Source organism: uncultured Algibacter sp. (genome assembly GCF_947495675.1).
Taxonomy (GTDB): Bacteria; Bacteroidota; Bacteroidia; order Flavobacteriales; family Flavobacteriaceae; genus Algibacter_B.
In genome coordinates this window covers 69982-92817 of the sequence record NZ_CANLZX010000007.1, presented here as the reverse complement: position 1 = coordinate 92817, position 22836 = coordinate 69982, and the positions used below count along the sequence as shown (strand labels likewise).

The window sequence follows — 22836 nt, the reverse complement described above, 5'->3', positions numbered from 1 at the left end:
TATAAAATAGATGAAATTATTATTTAAAACTTTTATTATTGTTTTTACACTTCTTTGTTTGTTTCAATCAAATTTAAAAGCTCAAAACAAGTCCTTAGAACAACATTTTAAGAATCCTCCAACATCTGCAAAACCACTAACTATGTGGTTCTGGATTAACGGTAATGTAACCAAAAAAGGTATAACGGCCGATTTGGAAGCTATGAAAAATATAGGCATTCAAGGCGCTTTAATTTTTAATGTTAGTTTAGGAAACCCTAAAGGATTTGCAGATTATCTAAGTGCAGAATGGTTAAATCTTTTTAATTATGCAGCGCTAGAAGCTAATCGTTTAGGGCTAGAACTTGGTTTTCATAATGGAGCCGGTTGGTCATCATCTGGAGGGCCTTCTATAACTCCAGAATTTGCTATGCAAGAATTGGTTTTTTCTGAAACAATTATTAAAGACAAAAAGGTTTTTAAAGGCGCGTTGGTGCAACCTGAAACTAAATTAGGATACTATAAAGATATTGCAATACTTGCTTTCCCAAAACCTAAAAGCGATGTACGTATTGAAGATTTAGATATAAAAACACTATCGCATAAAGTACGTAACCATTTATCTCCTGTTGATAAGCTTGTTCCTGATTTAGCTGTGGTAAAAAAAGAACACATAATAGACCTAACCTCTAAGTTTACTAGAAATGGTGTTTTAGAATGGAATGTGCCTGCTGGAGAGTGGGTTGTCTTAAGAATAGGACATACACCAACCGGTGAAACCAATCGATTTCCTAGTGATGGTGGAAGAGGTTTGGAATGTGATAAAATGAATAGAAAAGCCGTTGATGTTTTTTGGGAAGGTGGTATTATGCCAATAATCAATAAATTAGATACGCTAATAGGAAGTACAGTTACAAGATGTCATATTGATAGTTATGAGGTGGGCACTACCAACTGGACTCATAGTTTTCCAGAAGAATTTAAGAAACTAAGGTCTTATGATTGTAAACAATATTTGCCAAGTCTAGCTGGGTATTATGTAGAAAGTGGAGAAGAAACAGAACGTTTTCTTTGGGATTTTAGGCGTACCATTGGCGACTTAATTGCCAAAAATTATTACGGCAGGTTTAGCGAACTAAGTCATAAATACAATATGTTGTTTACCACAGAGCCCTATTGGGGACCTTTTGATAATATGCAAGTAGGCGAAACTGCCGATATTGTTATGTCCGAATTTTGGAGTGGAAGTTTAGCTTTTTTCGATTCTCCTAAATTTGTAGCTTCTATAGCCAAATTAAATGGAAGTCCTATTGCAGAAGCAGAATCTTTTACAGGAATGGGTGGATGGGATCAGCATCCTGGAACGCTAAAAGCTATGGGCGATTTAGCTTGGGCTCAAGGTATTAATCGTTTTGTTTTTCATTGTTATGTTCACCAACCTTGGGATATTGGTCCAGGATTAACATTGCAAGCTTTTGGAACCGATTTTAATAGGTTAAACACTTGGTGGAACCAAGGAAAACCTTTTGTAGATTATATTAGTAGAGGTCAGTTTTTATTACAGCAAGGTAAATCTGTAGCCGATGTTTTAGTATTTACAGGCGAAGCATCACCTAATGACGCTTTATTAATGCCAGAAATAAAAGCGATGGGTTATGATTATGACGTTATTGGAGCCAATAAACTAAACTCATTATATGTAAAAGAAGGGTTGATACACAATACTGTTGGAGATAAATATAAAGCCTTAGTATTACCTCCAACAGATTGGATGACACCAGAAACGCTAGTTAAAATTAAAGAATTAGTGACTCAAGGAGCGCAAATTATAGGCGCTAAACCCAAAAAATCTCCAAGTCTTAAAAAATATCCAGCATGCGATGATGATGTAGCTCATTTAGCTAACGATTTATGGAATTCTGGAATTATAAAATGTAGCTCTATTACAACCTTCTTAAAAAACGGAAACTTGCAACCTGACTTTTTAATTGAGAAAGGAAGTCCTGAATCTATTGATTTTATTCATAGAAAAACAGAAGATACAGATATCTATTTTGTAGTTAACTCAAGTAAAGAATATTCAGAATTGTTATGTCGTTTTAGAGTGTCTGGTAAACAACCCGAGCTTTGGAATGCCGAAACTGGTAAAATATCCAATGCTTCAGTATGGCAAGATAATGGAGATGGCACAACTACAGTAGCTATTCCTTTTCGGCCAGAAGGCTCTGTTTTTGTAGTTTTTAAAAAACCAGTTAGAACAAAAGAACATATTGTAAGTACAGCTATTACGTTAGGAAAACAAAATGCAATACCGCTTCCAAACTTAAAAATTATTAAGGCAGAGTACGGTATATTTTTGCCAGATGGACTGGTGGATGTTACAGATGTAGTTAAAAACAAAGTTAAAAACAACAAATTATATTTAAAGGCAACCCGAGAACTGTCTAAAGGTGATCCTGCTCCTGGATATAAAAAAGAGTTACGTATTCAATACAAAATTGGAGATGAGCTATTTGAAAAAAATGCTATGGAAAAAGAATGGTTGGAAGTTGATGCTGCAAATAAAGGAAAAATTGAAATCTTTAAAGCCGTCTTTGGAAAATTTGCAAGAGGTGTTGAAGGTATTCCTCCAAACAAACCAATTTATAATGTTACAGAAAAAATAAAATCATTGTTAGCCTCTGGAGTATATGAAATTCCTGTAAACGATAGTTTGTTTAAAGAAAAAAATAAGAATACTCAAAACATACTACGCGTAAGTTATATTACCAATGCTGAAGAGAAAACAGTTTCAGTTTTTAATGGAGGTGTTTTAAGTTTAACGCAAGTACTAGCAGAATCAAAATTATCAAATAAAAACGATAAAATACATTGGGTGACGCCTTATCCAGGAGAAATTACATATCATTCATCAAAAGGAAAAACCAAAACATTAAAAGTAAAATCGGTACCTGAGCCTATTGAATTACAAGGAGAGTGGCATGTTAATTTTCCTTTAAAAAATGATACTTCTGTTGATAATACTTTCAATAAATTGATATCATGGTCAAATGCAATAGAAAAAGATATACGCTATTTTTCAGGTACTGCAACCTATAAAAAGGAATTCAATATTTCTTCAAACCTACTTAAATCTAGTCATTTTTTGCATTTAGACTTGGGGCATGTTAAGGAAATTGCAGAAGTTATTCTTAATGGAAAAAAATTAGGGATATTTTGGAAGGCACCTTTCAGAATTAACATTGATGATGCTATTGTAAAAGGAACAAATTCTCTGGAAGTAAAAATTACCAATCTTTGGCCAAATAGATTGATTGGTGATGAACAATTAAAACTAGATTATAAAAGAAAAGGACCAAATGTTACAGAATGGCCCGAGTGGCTTTTAAATAGTACAAACCGACCTACAGAGCGTGTAACTTTAGCTGCCTTTAAACATTGGCATAAAGATTCTGCACTACTTCCGTCGGGATTATTAGGACCTGTGAAAATCATAGTTAATAAAGTAAAAGAATTAAAATAGTTGAAATATAGATTGAGTGAGCATAACTTAAGTTTAGAAAAAGCCAAAAAAGCGTGGGAAAAGATGATTGAAGAGGCATTAAAACAAAAGATTCCTTTGATATTGTTAACTCCTTCTCCAGACACGAGAGTTGATTATAATAACCCTGAAAACGAATTAAAACAGCATACAAATCAAATTAGGCTACTTGCCAAAAAATATAATGTCGGTTTAGTAGATAGTTATAAAGCGTTCAAATTTCTTTATGGTGATACCAAAGAACTAAAAAAATATATGGCACAATTAAATCATCCTAATAAAAAAGGACATGAGTTGATTGCAAATGGAATAATTAAATTATTTGAATAGCATACAATATGTGCTTAATGTTATTAAAACAAAACTAAAGATTATGAGAAAAAATATTTTACAGTTAATACTTTTTTTATTCGTACCAATTTTTTTGGTTGAAATCCAAGCTCAGAAAAAAACATATCTCTCAGGAGAAGATGCTACTACAGCGGTAAATTGGGATTTTAAAATAGATAAAGGCCGTAACAGTGGTTTTTGGACCACTATTCCTGTTCCTTCTAATTGGGAAATGGAAGGTTTTGGGTTTTACTTGTATGGTATGGATAAGGTAGAACAACGAATAACTAGTATTGGTAATTATCGTCATGAATTCGATTTTAAGAAAACATCTGATAAAAGATATTTTATCATCTTTCAAGGATCAATGACCGATACAAAGGTAATCCTAAATAAAAAAGAAGTCGGTTTCCATCAAGGTGGGCATACGGAGTTTAAATTTGAAATAACAAATTTTCTAAAAGAAGGGACGAATCTTCTTGAAGTTAAGGTTAACAACGCTTCTTCAAATGAATCAATAAATGCTGCCGAAAGATTTGCAGACTATTGGTTGTTTAGCGGAATTTTTAGACCTGTTTATATAGAAGAAGTGCCTAAAGAATTTATAGAACGTGTAGCTATTAACGCTCAAATGACTGGTGATTTTACTATGAACGTTTTTACTAAAGGTATTAAAAACGCTAAAACTGTGTTAGCACAAATTTACGATGCCAATAACAATAAAGTAGGGGCACCTATAGAAACCAAAATATTAGACAACTACACTGTTGTTAAAGGTAATTTTAATAATATAAAACTTTGGTCGCACGAATTCCCTAATTTATATACGGTAGAAATAGCATTAAAAAATAAGAAAGAAATAGTACATACATACAAACAAAAATTTGGTTTTAGAACTTTTGAAGTGCGGGATCATGATGGTTTTTATCTAAACAATAAACGAATTTTACTTAAAGGTGCAAGTATGCATAGTTTTCGTCCAGAAACAGGACGTACACTTTCTAAGCAGGATATGGAAGATAATGTTCAGTTTATGAAAGACTTAAATTTCAATTTTGTTCGTTCCGTTTGTTATCCTGCAGATACCCATTTCTTTGATTTATGTGATTCTCTTGGATTACTAGTACTAGATGAATTACCTGGTTGGTGGCGACCATTAGATAAAGAAGTTGGGCCCAAAATATTAAAAGAATTAGTGGTGCGAGATGTAAATCATCCAAGTATCATTTTGTGGAGTAACGGTAATCATATAGCACATACACCAGAATTCGATGAGTTATTTGCCAAATGGGATATTCAAAACAGAAGACCTTTAAAAAATGAAGCGAAAGCAAATGATATTTTTGCAAATTATAACCCTAAGTGGGATATTGTAAATACCACTTATTATCCAGATTACGAATCGATAAAGAAAAATCTCTTTGAAGAAAATCACGTATATCTTCCCAACGAGGTACTTCATGCCTTGTATGATGGCGGTGGAGCTGCAAACCTAAAAACCTATTGGGATTTGTTTGAAAAATCTAAAGTAGGTGGTGGTATGACTATTTGGGCACTTTATGATGAAGGGTTGATGAGAAATGATTTAGGATATACAGTCGATAATCAAGACAATAAAGCTGCTGATGGTATTGCTGGTCCTAGTGCCGAGAAAAAAGGAAGTTCTGATGCTGTACGCGAAATTTGGTCGCCAGTTGTAATAGCAAACAATAAAATCGATGTCAATTTTGATTGCTCTTTACAAATACATAATAAATTTTCATTTGTTAATCTTAACCAATGTACTATTAATTGGAAATTGATTGACTTTGCAAACCCAGATGCTGCAAGTAACGGACATAGAACTATAAAAACAGGAACAGTAAATAAAGCGAATATAAAGGCAGGAGAAAAAGGACAATTAGTAGTCGCATTGCCAAAGTCATTTATTAAAAATGATGCACTTGTTATCGAAGTATTTGATAACCAAGGTCGCTTAGTGTATGATAAACGCTTACCTATTACAGAACCTAAAAATAGTTTTAGAGTATCAGAAAATAAAGCATTTGTGCAAGATAAAAAAGATGGTTTTACATTTCATAGAGGAAAAACAACACTTCGTTTTGATGAGTCTAGTGGAATATTAGTATCCGTTTTAGATAATGATAAAGCAACGAGTTTAGCTAATTTCCCTTTTCTTACCTTTAAAGCAGACGATGTATCTATAAAGAACCAGACATCATCAACATCAAAAGCAACTATTACAAAACAAGAAAATCAATTTATAATTGAAGCAACAAATACTAAAGGTTTTGATACTCTTAAATGGACATTAAAGCCTAATGGAGAAATAGCTCTAGATTATGCCTATACTTTAACAAAAGGCAAATATCATTATTCAGGTATAGGAATTGAAGTTGCAGCAAAAGATGTTAATAGAAAACGTTGGTTAGGCGAAGGGCCTTGGAGAATTTATAACAACCGAACACAAGGCGGTATTTTAGATGTTTATGCTATTGATAAAAAAATAAATATTCCGGGACAAGTTTATAATGGACCCGAATTTGAAGGTTATTTTGCACCTTGGCATTGGGCTGTATTCTATTTAACTAACAATCTTAATGTTGGTTTTAAAAACAAAACAGATGTAACTTTAGGTGTATTAAACCCTGTAAATGGTAATGATCCTAAAAAAGCAACTTGGCATTATCCAAAACAAGAAGGGTTTTTCTTTTTTGATGAAATTTCAGCAGTAGGTTCTAAATGGAAACCAGCTAAGGTATTTGGTCCAGACGCACAGCCAATTCTAATAGAAAAACAAATAAAAGGTGCTGTATCAATGTTTATTAATTGGAATAAACCCTCTTTAAAAGCAGAACGTACTAAATTAGAAATAGAATAACTAAAGCAGATTAATCTTATTAAAAATTTAAATAATGATAATTAAAAAACTATTATTAGTATTCTCGATATTTAGCATAACAAATTTAGTAGCGCAAGAAAAACCGAATATTCTTTGGGTAACTATAGAGGATACATCTCCACAGTTTATTGGTTGTTATGGCAATCAAGAAGCTAGAACACCTGTAATAGACAAACTAGCTAAGGAAGGGGTAAGGTTTACAAATGCTTTTTCTACGGGTAGTGTGTGTTCTGCAAGTAGAAGTGCAATAATAACAGGCGTGCATACATTTAAAATGGGTACTGGTAACCATCGTAGTAATTATACCATACCAAATTACATTAAAGGGTTTCCATATTATTTACAACAGCAAGGTTATTATGTAAGTAATAATGTAAAAACCGATTACAATGTGGCCAATATGAGAGCTTTTACAAAAGAGGCTTGGAATGAAAGTTCTAATACCGCAGGATGGTGGAATAGAAAGCCAGGGCAACCATTTTTTTCTGTTTTTAATTTTACGGAATCCCATCAATCACGTACAATGAGCCAGCCTTATAATTGGTATCTAGAAAATGTATTAGGGCAAATTCCAGAAAAGGAAAGAATTGCCGAAGATGCATTTAAAATGCCTCCTTTTTATAAAGACACCCCAGAAATGCGTAAACATTTTGCGCGTGTTTATAATTCGATAAAACTTGCTGATATTAGAATAGGGGAATTATTAGATAGATTAGAAAAAGACAATTTAAAAGAGAATACTATTATTTTCTTTTATGCCGATCATGGAGAGGGCATTCCTAGAGGAAAAACCAATGGAATAAATTTAGGTTACCGTGCCCCTTTTGTAATATGGTTTCCAGAAAAGTACAAGCATCTTTCTCCTTGGGGAACAAGCGGTACTGTAACTAGTGAACTTATAGATTTTAAAGATTTAGCACCTACTATCTTAGAATTGGTAGGAGCTAAAATACCAGACCATATGGTTGGAAGGGTATTATTAGGTAGAAATCGTTCTGAAATTGTGGATTATTTGGAATTGTCGGCAGATCGGGCTGATAATGGTCCAGATTTGGTTCGTAGTATTACGGATGGTCGATTTATGTATTCAAGAAATTTTATGCCCTATATTCCGCAAATGCGCTCTATTCGTTATGTAGAAGTTGGTGATATTACTAAGGAAATGCGAAGTGATTTAAAAAAGGGTACTCTTAATGAATTACAAAAGAGTTTGTTTGAGGAACGCCCCGCTGAATATCTTTACGATATTAAAAATGATATATGGGAGATTAAAAATTTAGCAGGAAATCCCAAATACAAAAATGTATTGAAAAAAATGCAAAAGCTTTTGGATAAGAACATAATAGAAACGCGAGATATACATTTTTTACCTGAGTATGAAATTGGGTTAATTTCACAAACTAGTACAGCTTATGAGTTTAGACTAGACAACAATAAATATCCGATAAAGCAGATTTATACTGCTGCATCTCTTTCTGGTAAACGGACTGAGAAAGTAACAAAAAAACAAATTTGTTTATTAGCAGATTCAAATAAGTTTGTACGCTATTGGGCAATGCTTGGTTTACGTTCTCAAAATTCAGAATTAATTAAGCCATATAAACAAGAAATTATTTTAGCAATGAAAGATACATATCTTCCGGTTGCTGTAATGGCTTCTGCTATGGCATTTAATGAATTTGGTAACAAAGAAGCTGAAGAAAAATTAAAGGAATATTGTCGAAGCGAAAATATGGAGGTCGCTCTAATAGCTATTAATCAATTGCTTTACCTTAAAAATAAAAAGCCTTATGAAGCAACTATTCTCGAGGTGTATAATATGGATGATCGCAATTATAAAGTAAGAGCAGCTTGCCACGTTTTTATGCGCATGCAAAAGATAGGATCAGAGAATTTTTCATATAAGAGATAAAAAACAACAATAATAATAATAATGAAAAACATAAAAAGAGTATTTGTTAGTTTCAAATTGAAAAAGTTATCAATATTTGTACTGTTAATATTCGCATTGATTAATTTAAGTAGTTGTAATAAAGGTAAATCGGAATCGACAAGTCAAAATTTTTATAATGGATTCCAAAATCCACCAGCCCAAGCCCGTCCATTTGTACGTTGGTGGTGGAACGGAGATAAAATTAAAGCTAAAGAATTAGATAGAGAATTAGAATCGCTTTATAATGTCGGTTTTGGTGGTGTAGAAATTAATCCTATTGGTATGCCAGCAGCTCCTGATAATGGCGATAAGTCCTTAGTTTGGATGAGTGACGAATGGATTGATATGGTAGTACATGCTAGTAAAAAAGCCAAAGATTTAGGCATGATTACCGATATGATTGCCGGTACAGGTTGGCCATTTGGTGGAGAGTTTCTTAAAGATGATGAAACTTGCCAGCGTATGGTTTCCGATAATGTCTCTTATAAAGGCGGAGAAACTATTTCTGTAGATGAACCTTTTCTTATCAATTTATATAAAGAAAAATATAAAAACTATCGTGCTCAAAAACACATTAGCGAGCGTACAATTTACAAACTATCGCACGTAACGTTAGTACCAGAAAATTGCGAGAATGCAAATGAGGTGATAGATCTTAAAAAACATATAGATAGCAACGGAAAATTATCATACAAGATAGAAAAAGTAGGAAATTACTTTTTAAGCTATGGCTTAGTACAACAAAATTTTAGAGATGTAACATTAGGTGCGCCAGGAGGTGCAGGCCCCGTAATGAATCATTATAAAAAAGAAATGACCTTAGCGTATTTAAATAGATTAAAGAAAATATCTGAGCGATCTGGATATCCTTTAAGCGATTTGATAAGAGCTTTGTTTTGTGATAGTATAGAAGTTTCTGGTGCTAACTGGACAGATGGTTTTGCTGAACTTTTCTCCAAAACCTATGGTTACAAATTAGACAATTGGATGCCTTTTGTATTTTATTTAGCTTATGATGATTATTCAAAAGCTAAATATTCTGAAAATTTCACACAAGAGTTTAAAGATCAATTAAAGCGTGTACGTTATGATTATAATAAACTATTGGTAGAAACATTCTTAAAGAACTTTACCCAAACTTATAAAGATTTTTGTGAAGAAAATAATGTGTTATGTCGTTACCAAGCCTATGGTACGCCTTTTTTAATGGGACTTTTAGATGGTAATATGATACCAGATATTCCTGAAAGTAATAACTGGATTTATACCGTTGAAATGAAAGATTCTATTTGGAAATGGAAAGAGAGTCATGGGTATATGCTTTGGAACATGCACGCATCTGCAGGGGCACACTTAACAGGAAAGAAAATTACAAGTAGTGAAGCATTTACCAATTTACATGGAGTTTTTAAAGCAACTCTAGAAGAGATAAAGCAGCATGATGATATGAATTTCATTACAGGAATTAATCATACTGTAGTGCATGGGTATAATTATTCGCCACCCGAAGTTGAGTTTCCTGGTTGGGTGCGTTTCGGTACTTATTTTAGTGAACGAAATACATGGTGGGAGCATTTAAGTCATTGGACAGATTATAATGCGCGTTTATCTTATGTTTTCCAAAATTCGCAAGCAGAAAAATCGGTGGCTATTGTTGGTCCAACTGCAGATGTCTGGGGAGATTACGGATTAAACCGTGGCAAACTACAAAACAACTTAGGGTATTTGTATAAATTATGGGAGCCTATTAGTCAGTTAGGATATTCGTGTGAATACATCAATCAAAGAGTTTTAGAAGGGGCTGTAATTAATGAAGGGACTATTTCTTTTGGTGATATGACTTATGATTTACTTGTTTTAGCAAGCTTAAAATCGATTAGTCCAGAGGCTACAATCATTATAAAAAACTATGTAGAATCTGGAGGAAAAGTAGTGGTTGTAGATCAAATACCTACAAAATCATTACATTTTAAAGATTTTGAAAAAAATGATAACATTGTAAAAAGTACTTTAGATAAGTTGTTGGCAGAAAATCCTAAATCTTTTATTCAGGTAAAAGAACCAAAGTCTTTAGATGACTTATTGCCATGGACAGAACAGATCTTAAAAGAATCTAAAATTGCTGCAGATGTTGTAATTAGCAATCCAACTAAAAAGGTGTATCAATTACATCAGTTTACTGCCGATAAAGATATTTACTTCTTTACTAATATACACAGATTCGAAACCACCAATTTTGATGCTAAATTTCCTGTTGAAGGGAAATACCCTTGGGTTTGGAATCCTGAAACAGGAGAAAGAACACCGTATTATTACGCTTCTAAAACAAATGAGTTAAGCATCAGTTTAAATCCTTTAGAATCTTTATTATTAATTTTTGAAGACGAAAAACCATCTGTAAAAGCTGTTCCTGTAAGCACTAAAATAAAAGATTCTAAAGTATTAGATGTGAATTGGACCGTAACAGGAAATCAAATAGATAAGCAAACTTTTACGTGGCAAATGAAAGAACTTATCGATTTTAGCAAATCTAATGATAGCACACAAAGTGGTTTTGGTGGAAAAATAATTTATAAAACAACGGTAAGTAACACAACAGATTTTACACATTTAGATTTAGGCGATGTAAACGAAGGAGTTACAGAGTTGTACATAAATGGACAAAAAGTAGGGAAACGTTGGTACGGAAAAGCGCTTTATAATATAGAAGATTATCTTAAAAAAGGAAATAATGAAATAGAAATTCATTATACCACAGTATTGGCAAATTACGCTAAATCCCTTAAAGACAATAAAATGACAAATGGTTGGACAAGAAGATACAAAGATCTTGTTCCAACAGGTATAGAAGGACCGGTAAAACTTTTAAAATATTAATATATACCTGAAACAATTCTAAATGATTAGCAATGAAAATATATAAAATTCTAGGTGTCTTTTCCATAGTAACCATAACGCTATCAAGTTGTGCGAATATTAAAAAAAATGAGAATACTAAATCAGCAATTCAATCTAATAAAAAGCCTAATATCGTTTATATTTTAACCGACCAATGGAGAGGTTCGGCTTTAGGATATGCTGGAGATACCAATGTTAAAACACCTAATCTAGATAAGTTTGCTAAGGAGTCTGTAAATTTTACAAATGCAGTTTCGGTAACACCTGTTTGTACACCGCATAGAGCCGCCTTACTTACCGGAAAGTACCCAACATCTACAGGGATGTTTATAAACGATTTGTATTTGCCAGAAGAAGAATTATGTATGGCCGAAATTTTTAAAACAGAAGGCTATTCTACTGCTTATTGGGGTAAATGGCATTTAGATGGTCATGGACGCTCTAATTACATACCTAAAGAAAGACGTCAAGGATTTGACTATTGGAAAGCCTTAGAATGTTCTCACGATTATAATAAAATGCCTTATTATGATAATGAAGACACAAACATTAAATATTGGGACGAATATTCGCCTTTTGCTATTACCAAAGATGCTAATAAATATTTGAGTGAACACGTAAATGATGAAAATCCATTTTTAATGTTTATTTCTATTTCTACACCTCATTTTCCGCATTATAGCGCTCCTCAGAAGTATAAAGACATGTACCCAACGGAAGGCTTAAAAATCAACGCAAATGTTCCTAAAAATTTAGAAGAAAAAACACGTAAAGAATTACAAGGCTACTATGCACATTGCACAGCAACAGATGAAGCTATTGGTAGTGTTTTAGCAAAAATTAAAGCATTAAATTTATTAGAGAATACTATTATAGTGTTTTCTGCAGATCATGGAGAAATGATGGGTGGTCACGGAGAAGTGCCTTTTACAAAGCAATTAGCTTGGGATGAATCTACTAGAGTTCCGTTTTTAATAAGCTACCCAGGTATTCATCAAAATAAAGGAGCTGTAGTAAATGCACCCATAAATACACCAGATATTTTACCTTCTTTGTTAGGTTTAACAAATAGTAAAGTACCAAATAGTATAGAGGGCGAAGACATCTCTCAGTTAATAAAAAATCCAGATCCTAATGCAGACCGTGTTGCTTTGATAATGGGAGTGAGTCCTTTTTCTAGCAGTTATAAAGATCCTTCTTACAGAGCTATTAGAACCAAGCAATATAGTTATACACGTAGTCCGCAAGGCGCAACTCAACTTTTTGACAACGTTAAAGATCCGTATCAAATGAATAATTTATTGGATAAACCAGAGTTTGAAACACTACAAAAAGACTTAGACGCTAAACTTCAAAAAGCATTAAAAGATGTGGGTGATGATTTTAAACCCAAAGAATTTTATCTAAAAAAATGGAATTATGTATTGGATAAAAACAGAAAGGCTATAGATTATTGGAGTTGGGAAAAAGGAAACGGCGTAGTACAATCACCAAAAGCGGTTTCTAATTAATTAAAAAGATGGATTATAAAATTCGAAATTTTCTAGTACTACTTTGTTTGGCTTTTTTGAATGTATGTTGTGCTCAAAAGGTTAAACATATAGATGTAAAAGAATTAAGATGTGAATATTTGGTAAATCCTTTAGGGATAGACACTAATAAACCACGTTTAAGTTGGCAGATTTTTGACGAAGCATATGTTAGAGGTCAAAAGCAAACGGCTTATTATATACTTGTAGCTAGTAGCCCAGAACTTTTAACTAAAAACGAAGGCGATTTATGGGATAGTGGTAAAATTAAATCATCGCAATCTGCTTTGGTCTCTTATGTAGGTAAAACATTAGTTTCAAATCAAGATTGTTATTGGAAAGTTCGTGTTTTTGATAAAGATGGTAAAGCTAGTAATTGGAGTAAATCTGCTCGTTTTTCTATAGGATTACTTTCAGATAAAGATTGGACAGCCTCTTGGATTAGACATCCCAATATGGATAAAGTTGCTAAGACTGCTGATAAAGAAAAAACAACTGAATTAGCAACAGATCACAAAACTAATCTTCCGGTAGAACAACATTTATGGTTTCGGAAAAATCTAAATTTATCTGCTCCGGCTAAAAAAGCATTTCTTCATGTGGCTTCATGTGGTTATCACGAGTTGTATGTAAATGGCAAAAAAGCAGATAATCGTTTTTTAGCACCTGCTCAAACGCGTTTAGACAAACGTATTTTGTATGTTACTTACGATATTAGTGATTTATTAGTGAAAGGCGATAATGTTATAGCATTTTGGACAGGCCCAGGATGGTCTCGTTACACAACCTTTAACACGTTTCAAGCCTTACGTGTTCAACTTAATGGCGAAGATGAAAAAGGAAAGTCGATTTCTTTAGAAACAGGAAAAGATTGGAGATGCCATGCGGCTAACAGTAAAAACCGAGGGAAAATAAAATATAGAGATCACGGTGGTGAAATTGTGGATGCCCAACAATATATACAAGGGTGGAATTTACCTGAGTTTGATGATACAAATTGGGATTTAGCAGAAGAAACAACCATTAAAGCAAAGCTTTCTTCTCAAATGATGGAGCCAACTCGTATTATTGAAACCATTTCTGCTAAAAATATTTCTGGTGAAGAGACTTACTTTGTAGATTTAGGTAAGAATTTTACAGGTTGGGTAGAACTAAAAATAAGAGGACAGCAAGCAGGTGATGTCATAAAAATTAAAGTGGCCGATGATGATAAAACTGGGCAAGATTTTGGACAGCTTAATGAATATATTTGTACAGGAATAGGGGAAGAGGTCTTTAGAAATCGATTTAATTATATAGCAGGACGATATGTAACTATTGAAGGTTTAAGGCAAAAACCAGAACTTAGTGATGTAAAAGGTTTGGTGCTTGCAACCGATATTAAACAGGTTGGGCATTTTACGTCATCAAAAGAATTATTCAATAAAATTTACGAGGCAGATTTATGGACCTATCGTGCAAACACGGTAGAAGGTTTTACCATGGATTGCCCACATAGAGAACGATTAGGGTATGGCGAAGTAGCTTTTGCAACCTCTTGGGGTATAGCGTTGCCAAATTACCAAAGTGGCGCATTGTACATGAAACATGTGCGAGATTGGGCAGATGTACAAACAGAAAACGGATGGTTTTATCATACGGCACCACAAATTAATCATCATTTCGGTGGCCCAATGTGGAGTAGTGCAGGAATAAATATTGCGTTGGCATATTATCAAGTTTATGGGGATAAACAAATTTTTGACCGAATATATCCAGCGGCTATTAAGTGGTTGGAATATTTAAATAAAAATGTAGAAAACGGACTACTTGTTAATTATGCGGGACACAAAGGAAAATTTCTTGGGGATTGGGCAGCACCTAAAAAACGAAAGGAATGGGGAGATACTCCAGAGGCGCAATATTTTAACAACTGCGTATATGCAATGAACTTATCAGATGTCATTAAAATGGCACGTATACAAGGTAAAGAAAATGAGGCTATGCTTTATAAAAAACGCTTAGATGCATTGAGAAAGGCTATACATCAACACTTTTTTAATTCTGAAACAAATACCTATTCAAACGGAACTCAGGTACAACAAGCTTTTGCTTTAATGACAGGCGTTGCACCTAAAAATCTTCGTGATAAAGTATTTGCTAACATAGAAAAAGAACTTACAGATAATCAGGCTTATTTAGATATGGGAAGTTCTGGCTTACCCGTTTTCTTTAAGTATATGATTGAAGAATCTGGACGAAGTGATTTGTTTTTTAAAGCACTTTCTAGTAAGGTACAACCGAGTTACGGGTATTTTATTGAGCGCGGAGAAAACACTTGGCCAGAGTATTGGAATGTAGATGTATCTAGTCGTATTCATACCTGTTACACAGGAGTAGCGTCTTGGATGACAAAAAGTCTCGCGGGTATTCGTCCAGACCCTTTGTCTCCTGGTTTTCAATCTTTCATTATTCAACCAATACTAGCACGCGATTTGAGTTTTGTAGAAGGAAGTACGACATCCCTTTATGGGAAAATAAGTAGCCGTTGGGAGCATTATGATAAACAATTTACATTAAGTGTAAGTATTCCTCCTAATTCTCAAGCTACAGTTTATATACCAACAAATAATTTAAAAAGTATTACTGAAAACGGAAAAGCAATGAAAAAAAGTGAAGGAGTAACCTTCCTTCGTTTTGAAAACGGAAATGCTTTATATAAAGTAGAAGCTGGGAAGTATCAATTTAAGGCTAGCATCTAATAAGTTTCCGGAATTATATATTAATACAATGAATAAAATAAAAATTTTAATAGGAATTTTATTAATAGGAATGTCTAGTTATTCGCAGAAGCAAGAGAATTCTATTTCAGAACAATTATTTAAAAATCCATTACCAGAGAATCGTCCATTAACGTGGATGCATGTGATGGGCGGAAATATGAGTAAAGTAGGAATGACCAAAGATTTAGAGGCTATTGCCGATGTAGGTATTGGCGGCATTATTCTTTTTAATGTAACTCATAGAATACCAAACGGACCTGTTGATTTTAATTCACCAGAATATATTGAAATTACTGCGCACGCTGCTGCGGAATGTGAACGTTTAGGGTTGAGTTTTGGGATTCATAATTGCGATGGATGGACTTCTAGCGGTGGACCTTGGGTACCCGTAGAGCATTCTATGAAACAAGTGGTGCATCGTGAGGTTATTGTAAATGGCGGCAACGTTAAAATGTTTTTGCCTAGCCCTAGTAAAATTGGAGGATTTTATAAAGAGATTGCCGTTTTAGCTTATCCAGCTTTGGCGTCAGAAATTATAGATTCAGAAAATCCAACGATTATCACGAGTTCAAATAAAGATTTTGATATTAATATTGCTACCAATGGTAAAATTGATGAACGTACAGAGTTAAGAGTTCCTAAAGATGGTAAGGCTTGGATACAATGGAATTTTGGAAAACCATTAACCGTACAATCGTTTCTTCTTAAAACACAAAGGCAGCGTTATAAAGTACCACAACTTTTACAAAGTTCTTACGATGGCATCAATTTTAAAGACGAATTTGTTATTAAAATGTCTAGACATGGTAAGTATGAATATACAATTGACAAGACCTTTAAAGGTATAACTGCACAATATTTTCGTTTTGTAACAGATGTGCCTTTAGATATTGCAGAAATTAGCCTAACAAATACAGCTCGTTATGATAATATGATTTCTCGTACCAATATTCATAGAGCCAATAATGGAGGGTTACCAAAGTTAGAGGCAGTAGATGCTAGTAAGGTTATTAAGAAATCTGAAATTTTAAATTTAACTAAATATGTTGATGATAAAGGAGTGTTAAAAACAACATTGCCTAAAGGAAAGTGGACAATTATGCGTGTTGGATATACTACCACAGGTGCTTTAAATGATCCTGCTTCTGTTGCAGGTACCGGTTGGGAAGTTGATAAATTTAGCCGTGAATCTTTTAAGATTTTTTACGATGGCCATGTAAGAAAGGTGATAGATGCTTCTAGTAAAATAGCACCAAATGCCTTACAATATGTAGAAATTGATAGCTATGAAGTAGGAGGACAAAATTGGACAAAAGATTATGAAAAACAATTTCAAGCAGAATACGGTTACGATATTACAAATTTCTTGCCATTGTACGCAGGTCGTTATGTAGATAATGCAGGTACTACAGAACGTGTACTTTGGGATATTCGTAATTTAAACAGTAAGCTTATGTGTGAAAATTACTTTGATTATGCTACAGAGCTTATTCATGCAGATGGGTTAAAGAGTTATGTAGAACCTTATGGGAATGGTCCTTTTAATACTTTAGATGCCGCTCGTAGTTTTGATATACCAATGGGAGAATTTCATGCTAGTGGAAAATCAATGACGGGTGTAGCAGTATCTGCTGGTCATATTTATGGTCGTAATATTATTTCTGCAGAAGCTTTTACTTCGGGACCTAATGTCAATTTTGAAGGACATCCAGGTTTCTTTAAAGAATTTGGAGATAAGGGTTGGGCTGCTGGAATTAATGAAATAGTCTTTCACCGTTTTGCACACCAAGCCAATACAAAAGTAAAACCAGGAATGGGTATGAGCGGTTTTGGGTCACATATAGATCGTACACAAACCTGGTGGGATAATGCAGGTAAAAGCTGGTTTAAGTATTTAGCTCGTGGACAGTATCTTTTACGTCAGGGAGTGCCTGTGTCTGATGTACTAGCTTTTGTAGGTGATGGTTCTCCTAGTACTACCGCATCACGCAAAGGAGTAAGAAATTTGCCAAATCATATCAATTATGATGGTGTAAATGCAGATGTTCTTTTAAACCGTATTTCGGTAGAAAACGGACAACTTGTTTTACCAGAAGGTACTCGTTATCGTGTACTTTATTTAGGCAACCAAAAAGAAATGCGTCTTGCTACCTTAAAAAGAATAGCAGAATTGGCGAATAAAGGTGTAATTATTATAGGAAATAAGCCCGGTAAAATTGGAGGCTATTTAGTATCAGAAAAAGACGAAATTGAGTTTTCTAAATTATTAGAACAAATATGGAGTAAACCAACCACAAGTACAATCTACAATTGGAATGACATATATAAAAAATATAATATTCCTGTAGATTTAAAGATAAAAGGAGGCGAGCAAATTAATTATGCACATCGTACATCTGCAAATGAAGATATTTATTTTTTCTTCAATCCAGAGAAAGAAAAACGTACCTACGAATGTACCTTTAACGTAGAAGGAAAAATTCCTGAGTTTTGGAATCCAATGGATGGATCTATAACAAAATTAGTGGGGTTTGAGCATAGCAATGGTAAAACCAAAGTTGCTATTACACTTCCTTCTCAGGGTTCTGGTTTTGTAGTTTTTAGAGAATCATCCGCATCTATAAATTCAATTACTACGGCTAGTGTTATAGATAATCCAGAACTTAGCTTTAAGTTAAACTCAGCGGGTAAAGCAGAAATTGAAGCCAGCAAAAACGGTGTGTATGCTATTTTTTATGCAGATGGAAAACAACAAAAATTAGAGGTTAAAAATCTTCTAGAGCCAATTGTAATAAAAGGTGATTGGGAAGTTGCTTTTCCAGATTTAAAAGCAGGTGTACAAAGTTTTACCTTTCCAAAATTGATTGATTGGACTTCTCATAATTTTGAAGGAATAAAGTATTACTCCGGAACAGCTATTTATCAAAAAACATTTAAGGTCGATAAAAAAATACTAACTTCTAAAAACAAGTTTATACTTGATTTAGGGAAGGTTTACGAAATTGCGAGGGTTATTTTAAATGGAAAAGACTTAGGTGTTCTTTGGAAAGCACCCCAAACCATTGATATTACTTCTGTTTTAAAAGCAGGTAAAAATAACTTAAAGATAGAAGTTACAAACCAATGGACAAATCGTTTAATTGGTGACGAAAACTTCCCTAATGTTTCTGGTTACAATTTACAACCACACCTTAAAACACCATTATTAATTAAAGATCCACAGTTATCGCTTATCAATAGAAATAAGATGGTAGATTGGTATACAAATAATGAACCAGCACCTTTAGGGCAGCGATCTACTTTTACCACCTATCCATTTTATAAAAGAGGAGACGAATTATTACCTGCAGGATTGGTAGGGCCTGTGGTGTTAAAAGTATCTCGAATAATAGAAAAGTAATAGAAAGTAAAAAGTTTGAAAATGAATATTAAAAAAGAAAGTGGAATAAAAGTAGGACTATTTGGAATTGGCTTGGACACCTATTGGCCTCAATTTGAAGGTTTGTTAGAGCGTTTAGAAGGCTATCAAAAGCAGATAGCTGATAAAATGAACGAATTTGGTGCAGAGGTTGTAAATGTAGGGTTGATTGATTCGCCTGTTAAAGCAAGAGTAGCAGCAGATGGTTTAAAGAAGAATGATGTAGATATTGTGTTTTTATACGTTTCTACGTATGCGTTATCATCTACGGTTTTACCGGTTGTTCAAAAATTAAAATGCCCCATAGTTATATTAAATATTCAACCAGTTGCTGCCATTGATTATGATAAATTTAATAAAATGGGAGACCGTGGTTTAATGACGGGGGAGTGGCTTGCACATTGTCAGGCATGTTCTGCACCAGAAATTGCAAATGTATTTAATCGTTCTGGGTTAGATTACGAATTTGTAACAGGATATTTAGGAGAGCAAGCTGTTTGGGATGATATTCAAGATTGGATAGATGCAGCTAACGTGGCTTCTGTTATGAATAATAATCGACTAGGTGTTTTAGGGCATTATTACTGCGGAATGTTAGATGTGTATTCAGATTTAACGAAGCAATCGGCAGCTTTTGGTACGCATATAGAAGTTGTTGAAATGTGCGAAGTAAAAAAATACAGAGATGAAGCCACGGAAGTAGAGGTGCAAGCAAAAATTAAAGAATTTTACAATACTTTTGAGGTTGTTGAAGAATGTGAAGAATCAGAATTGATTCGCGCCGCTAAAACATCGGTAGCACTTGATAAATTAGTAGATGCTCATAACCTTGGTTCTTTAGCCTATTATTATGAAGGAGAATCTGGTAATGAATATGAAAACATTGTAACCTCTGTTATTGCAGGAAACACCTTATTAACAGGAAGAAATATACCTGTAGCTGGCGAGTATGAAGTTAAAAATGCCCAAGCCATGAAAATAATGGATGCCTTTGGTGTTGGTGGTTCTTTTTCTGAATTTTATGCCATGGATTTTAATGATGATATTGTTATGCTTGGTCATGATGGTCCAGCGCATTTTGCAATTGCCGAAGGAAATGTACAGTTAGTACCACTACCAGTTTATCACGGAAAACCAGGAAAAGGATTATCTATTCAAATGACGGTAAAACATGGTCATGTAACCTTATTATCTGTGGTAGAAGGTAAAGACGATGTCTTTTTATTAGTAGCAGAAGGCGAATCTGTAGAAGGTCCTGTTTTACAAATTGGGAATACCAATAGCCGCTACCGTTTTTCAATAGGAGCAAGAGCTTTTATGAATGAGTGGTCTAAGCAAGGACCATCACATCATTGTGCTATTGGAGTAGGGCACATAGGTAATAAATTAGAAAAACTTGGTAAACTTTTAAACTTAAGGGTTGTAACTATTTGTTAAAAAATAAGTAAAAATAAACTGTTAAGTATTTATAATTGTCCAGCTATGTCTTGTATTTATAACGTTTGTCAGGACAGTACAGGATATGATTAGTTTTAAGAAGTTCTACATTTACTTAATTAAACTTATAAAAAAGAAATATTGAAGAGATTACTTAATTTTTGCTTAGTACTACTAATCTCAGCATCATTATATGCTCAAGATTACCCTTTTAGTTTGCCGTCTAATATGGAAGCAACTATTAATATAACTTCAACATCAAAAGAAGTGTATAACAATTTATTACTTGGAACAAATACACATCATTTTTCAACTACAAAAGAGAAGGATTTAATAAACAAATTAAAACCTATAACTATAAGGTTTCCTCATGGTTTATGGGCTAACTGGTATGATTGGCGGCGTGATGTTACTCGTCTTTTTGGAACAGAAAGCTTTCAATACGAACAAGGAGTTAGCAAGACTATTAGAACAAAATCTCCTGATTTATTAGCTAATATAAAAATATTTGATAGCAATAATATTAAAGTTGGTATTGATGGGCTAACAAGTTTAAATACTTCAAGAAAATCTACAACAGGCAAGGGGTTTGATATGATGTGGACTTTTAACATGAGTGCAGATGGTACTGATTTTAATAACGGATGTCCGGAAACCATAGCACGATATGATGATTTGATAGCTAGGGGTTTAGAAGTAAAAGTTGTTGAAATGGGTAACGAGTGTTTTTATCCAGGTCAACGAAGCTCTATTATTCCAAATACAGAAGACTATATTGCTAGAGCAAAAGCCATGTCAGCAGCACTTAAAGCTAAAGATCCCAATATAAAAGTATCTATACCATTATTAAGAAAAGATAGTTGGGCAAACCCTAATTGGAATGCAGATTTAACAGAAGATTTAACTTATTTTGATGCAGTTACAGTACATACCTACGTAGGTTCAGATCCTGATGATGCTGCCAATAGTGATGAAGCTTTTGGTACGGCACTTACAGCACGTAAACATCTAGGAAATTCTATTTACGATTATGCACATCAAGTTGCACCCAATAAGCCCATTTGGTTAACAGAGTGGGGTGTGAAATCTGGTGGCCCGAATGCGGTATCTGCTTTAGGAATGGCAGATTGTTATATCTATATGAGTCAAAATCAAGATGTTTTTGAACGTGCCAATTGGTTTAGTGTTAATGGACAATTAAACTCACATTATGTTTGGGAAACCTATATTGCTCCAAGTGGTGTAGAACGTCCAAGAATTAAATATCCTTTAGAAAAAACTCTTTTTGGTTCAACTTATGAAATTATACGTTTGGCACTTGAAAATACCACATTAATTGAAAGCGATGTACAAGTAGCTAACCTTGAAGATAGCGTAAAAGCAGTTAATGCAAGAGTGGTAACTAAAGATGGAAATACCTCTGTTTTTGTTGTAAATCTTAGTGATCAAGACGTGCCATTCAATGTAAATATTGATGGGGTAGCTTATACAGATGCTGCAGTACATAAAGCAATTGCGTTTTCTACAATGGACGAAGAAAGAACTATGGGGATAGATGTAGATCCTTTAACTTTAATTAGCGATGGTAGCGAAAGTATTATATTACCAAAATTTTCAATAAATATTATAGAATTAACTAATGCATCATTATCTAATTCAAAAATCGTAAAGCAAGATGAGATAAGCATATATCCAAATCCTAATAAAGGTACGTTTAATGTAAAACTAACTCATGGAGAAGAAGTGCAGTATCGAATTTATTCAATTAACGGTTTAGAAATTCAAAAAGGAAATTTCATATCATCTAAAGAGATTCATTTTGATAATAATCAAACAGGAATATATATTCTGCAACTAAGAGGTAGTCAAGGTGTTTCAACTCATAAAATTGTTGTAAACTAAAATATCTTATTGTTTATTCCCTTTAGAACTTAACCTTTTTATATACAACATGTGCAGTTAAATTCCCAGTATCACTTTTGTAATAAGTGCATAACTAGGGTAAACCCGTTCTGTAGTATGGTAGTGTTTAATGTAGGTTTTAGTATTGCCTACTTTTATTTTTGAAAAAGCTCAACTATTAGCAACATATCTCCATTTTTAGTTA

10 protein-coding genes are annotated in these 22836 nt (G+C 33.5%); all 10 read left to right on the top strand.

What is annotated here, in order from left to right; translation table 11 throughout:
* Window positions 1–10 precede the first annotated feature (10 nt).
* Window positions 11–3502 (top strand): glycosyl hydrolase, encoded by a 3492-nt coding sequence (locus Q0842_RS06815; RefSeq protein ID WP_298495916.1) that lies wholly within the window; start codon window positions 11–13, stop codon window positions 3500–3502.
* Window positions 3503–3850: a GDSL-type esterase/lipase family protein gene (locus Q0842_RS06810; RefSeq protein ID WP_298495914.1), complete on the top strand. Its 348-nt coding sequence runs from the start codon at window positions 3503–3505 to the stop codon at window positions 3848–3850.
* 43 nt (window positions 3851–3893) lie between these two features.
* Window positions 3894–6731 (top strand): glycoside hydrolase family 2 TIM barrel-domain containing protein, encoded by a 2838-nt coding sequence (locus tag Q0842_RS06805; RefSeq protein WP_298495912.1) that lies wholly within the window; start codon window positions 3894–3896, stop codon window positions 6729–6731.
* A 34-nt stretch (window positions 6732–6765) separates the two neighbouring features.
* The gene (locus tag Q0842_RS06800; RefSeq protein WP_298495909.1) at window positions 6766–8664 is read left to right on the top strand and encodes a sulfatase-like hydrolase/transferase; all 1899 of its coding nucleotides are present in this window, start codon (window positions 6766–6768) and stop codon (window positions 8662–8664) included.
* A gap of 21 nt (window positions 8665–8685) precedes the next feature.
* Complete coding sequence (locus Q0842_RS06795) at window positions 8686–11562, top strand: glycosyl hydrolase (RefSeq protein ID WP_298495906.1); 2877 nt, start codon at window positions 8686–8688, stop codon at window positions 11560–11562.
* Window positions 11563–11594: 32 nt separating this feature from the next.
* Window positions 11595–13094 (top strand): sulfatase, encoded by a 1500-nt coding sequence (locus tag Q0842_RS06790; protein ID WP_298495902.1) that lies wholly within the window; start codon window positions 11595–11597, stop codon window positions 13092–13094.
* A gap of 8 nt (window positions 13095–13102) precedes the next feature.
* Window positions 13103–15853 carry a family 78 glycoside hydrolase catalytic domain gene (locus tag Q0842_RS06785; RefSeq protein WP_298495899.1) on the top strand — a complete coding sequence of 917 codons (2751 nt, stop codon included), beginning with the start codon at window positions 13103–13105 and terminating at the stop codon, window positions 15851–15853.
* A gap of 28 nt (window positions 15854–15881) precedes the next feature.
* Window positions 15882–19274, top strand: a complete 3393-nt coding sequence (locus Q0842_RS06780) for a glycosyl hydrolase (RefSeq protein WP_298495894.1) — start codon at window positions 15882–15884, stop codon at window positions 19272–19274.
* 21 nt (window positions 19275–19295) lie between these two features.
* Window positions 19296–20729 (top strand): L-fucose/L-arabinose isomerase family protein, encoded by a 1434-nt coding sequence (locus Q0842_RS06775; RefSeq protein ID WP_298495891.1) that lies wholly within the window; start codon window positions 19296–19298, stop codon window positions 20727–20729.
* A 141-nt stretch (window positions 20730–20870) separates the two neighbouring features.
* Window positions 20871–22631, top strand: coding sequence for a T9SS type A sorting domain-containing protein (locus Q0842_RS06770; protein ID WP_298495888.1), 1761 nt, complete (start codon window positions 20871–20873; stop codon window positions 22629–22631).
* The last annotated feature ends 205 nt before the right edge of the window (window positions 22632–22836 follow it).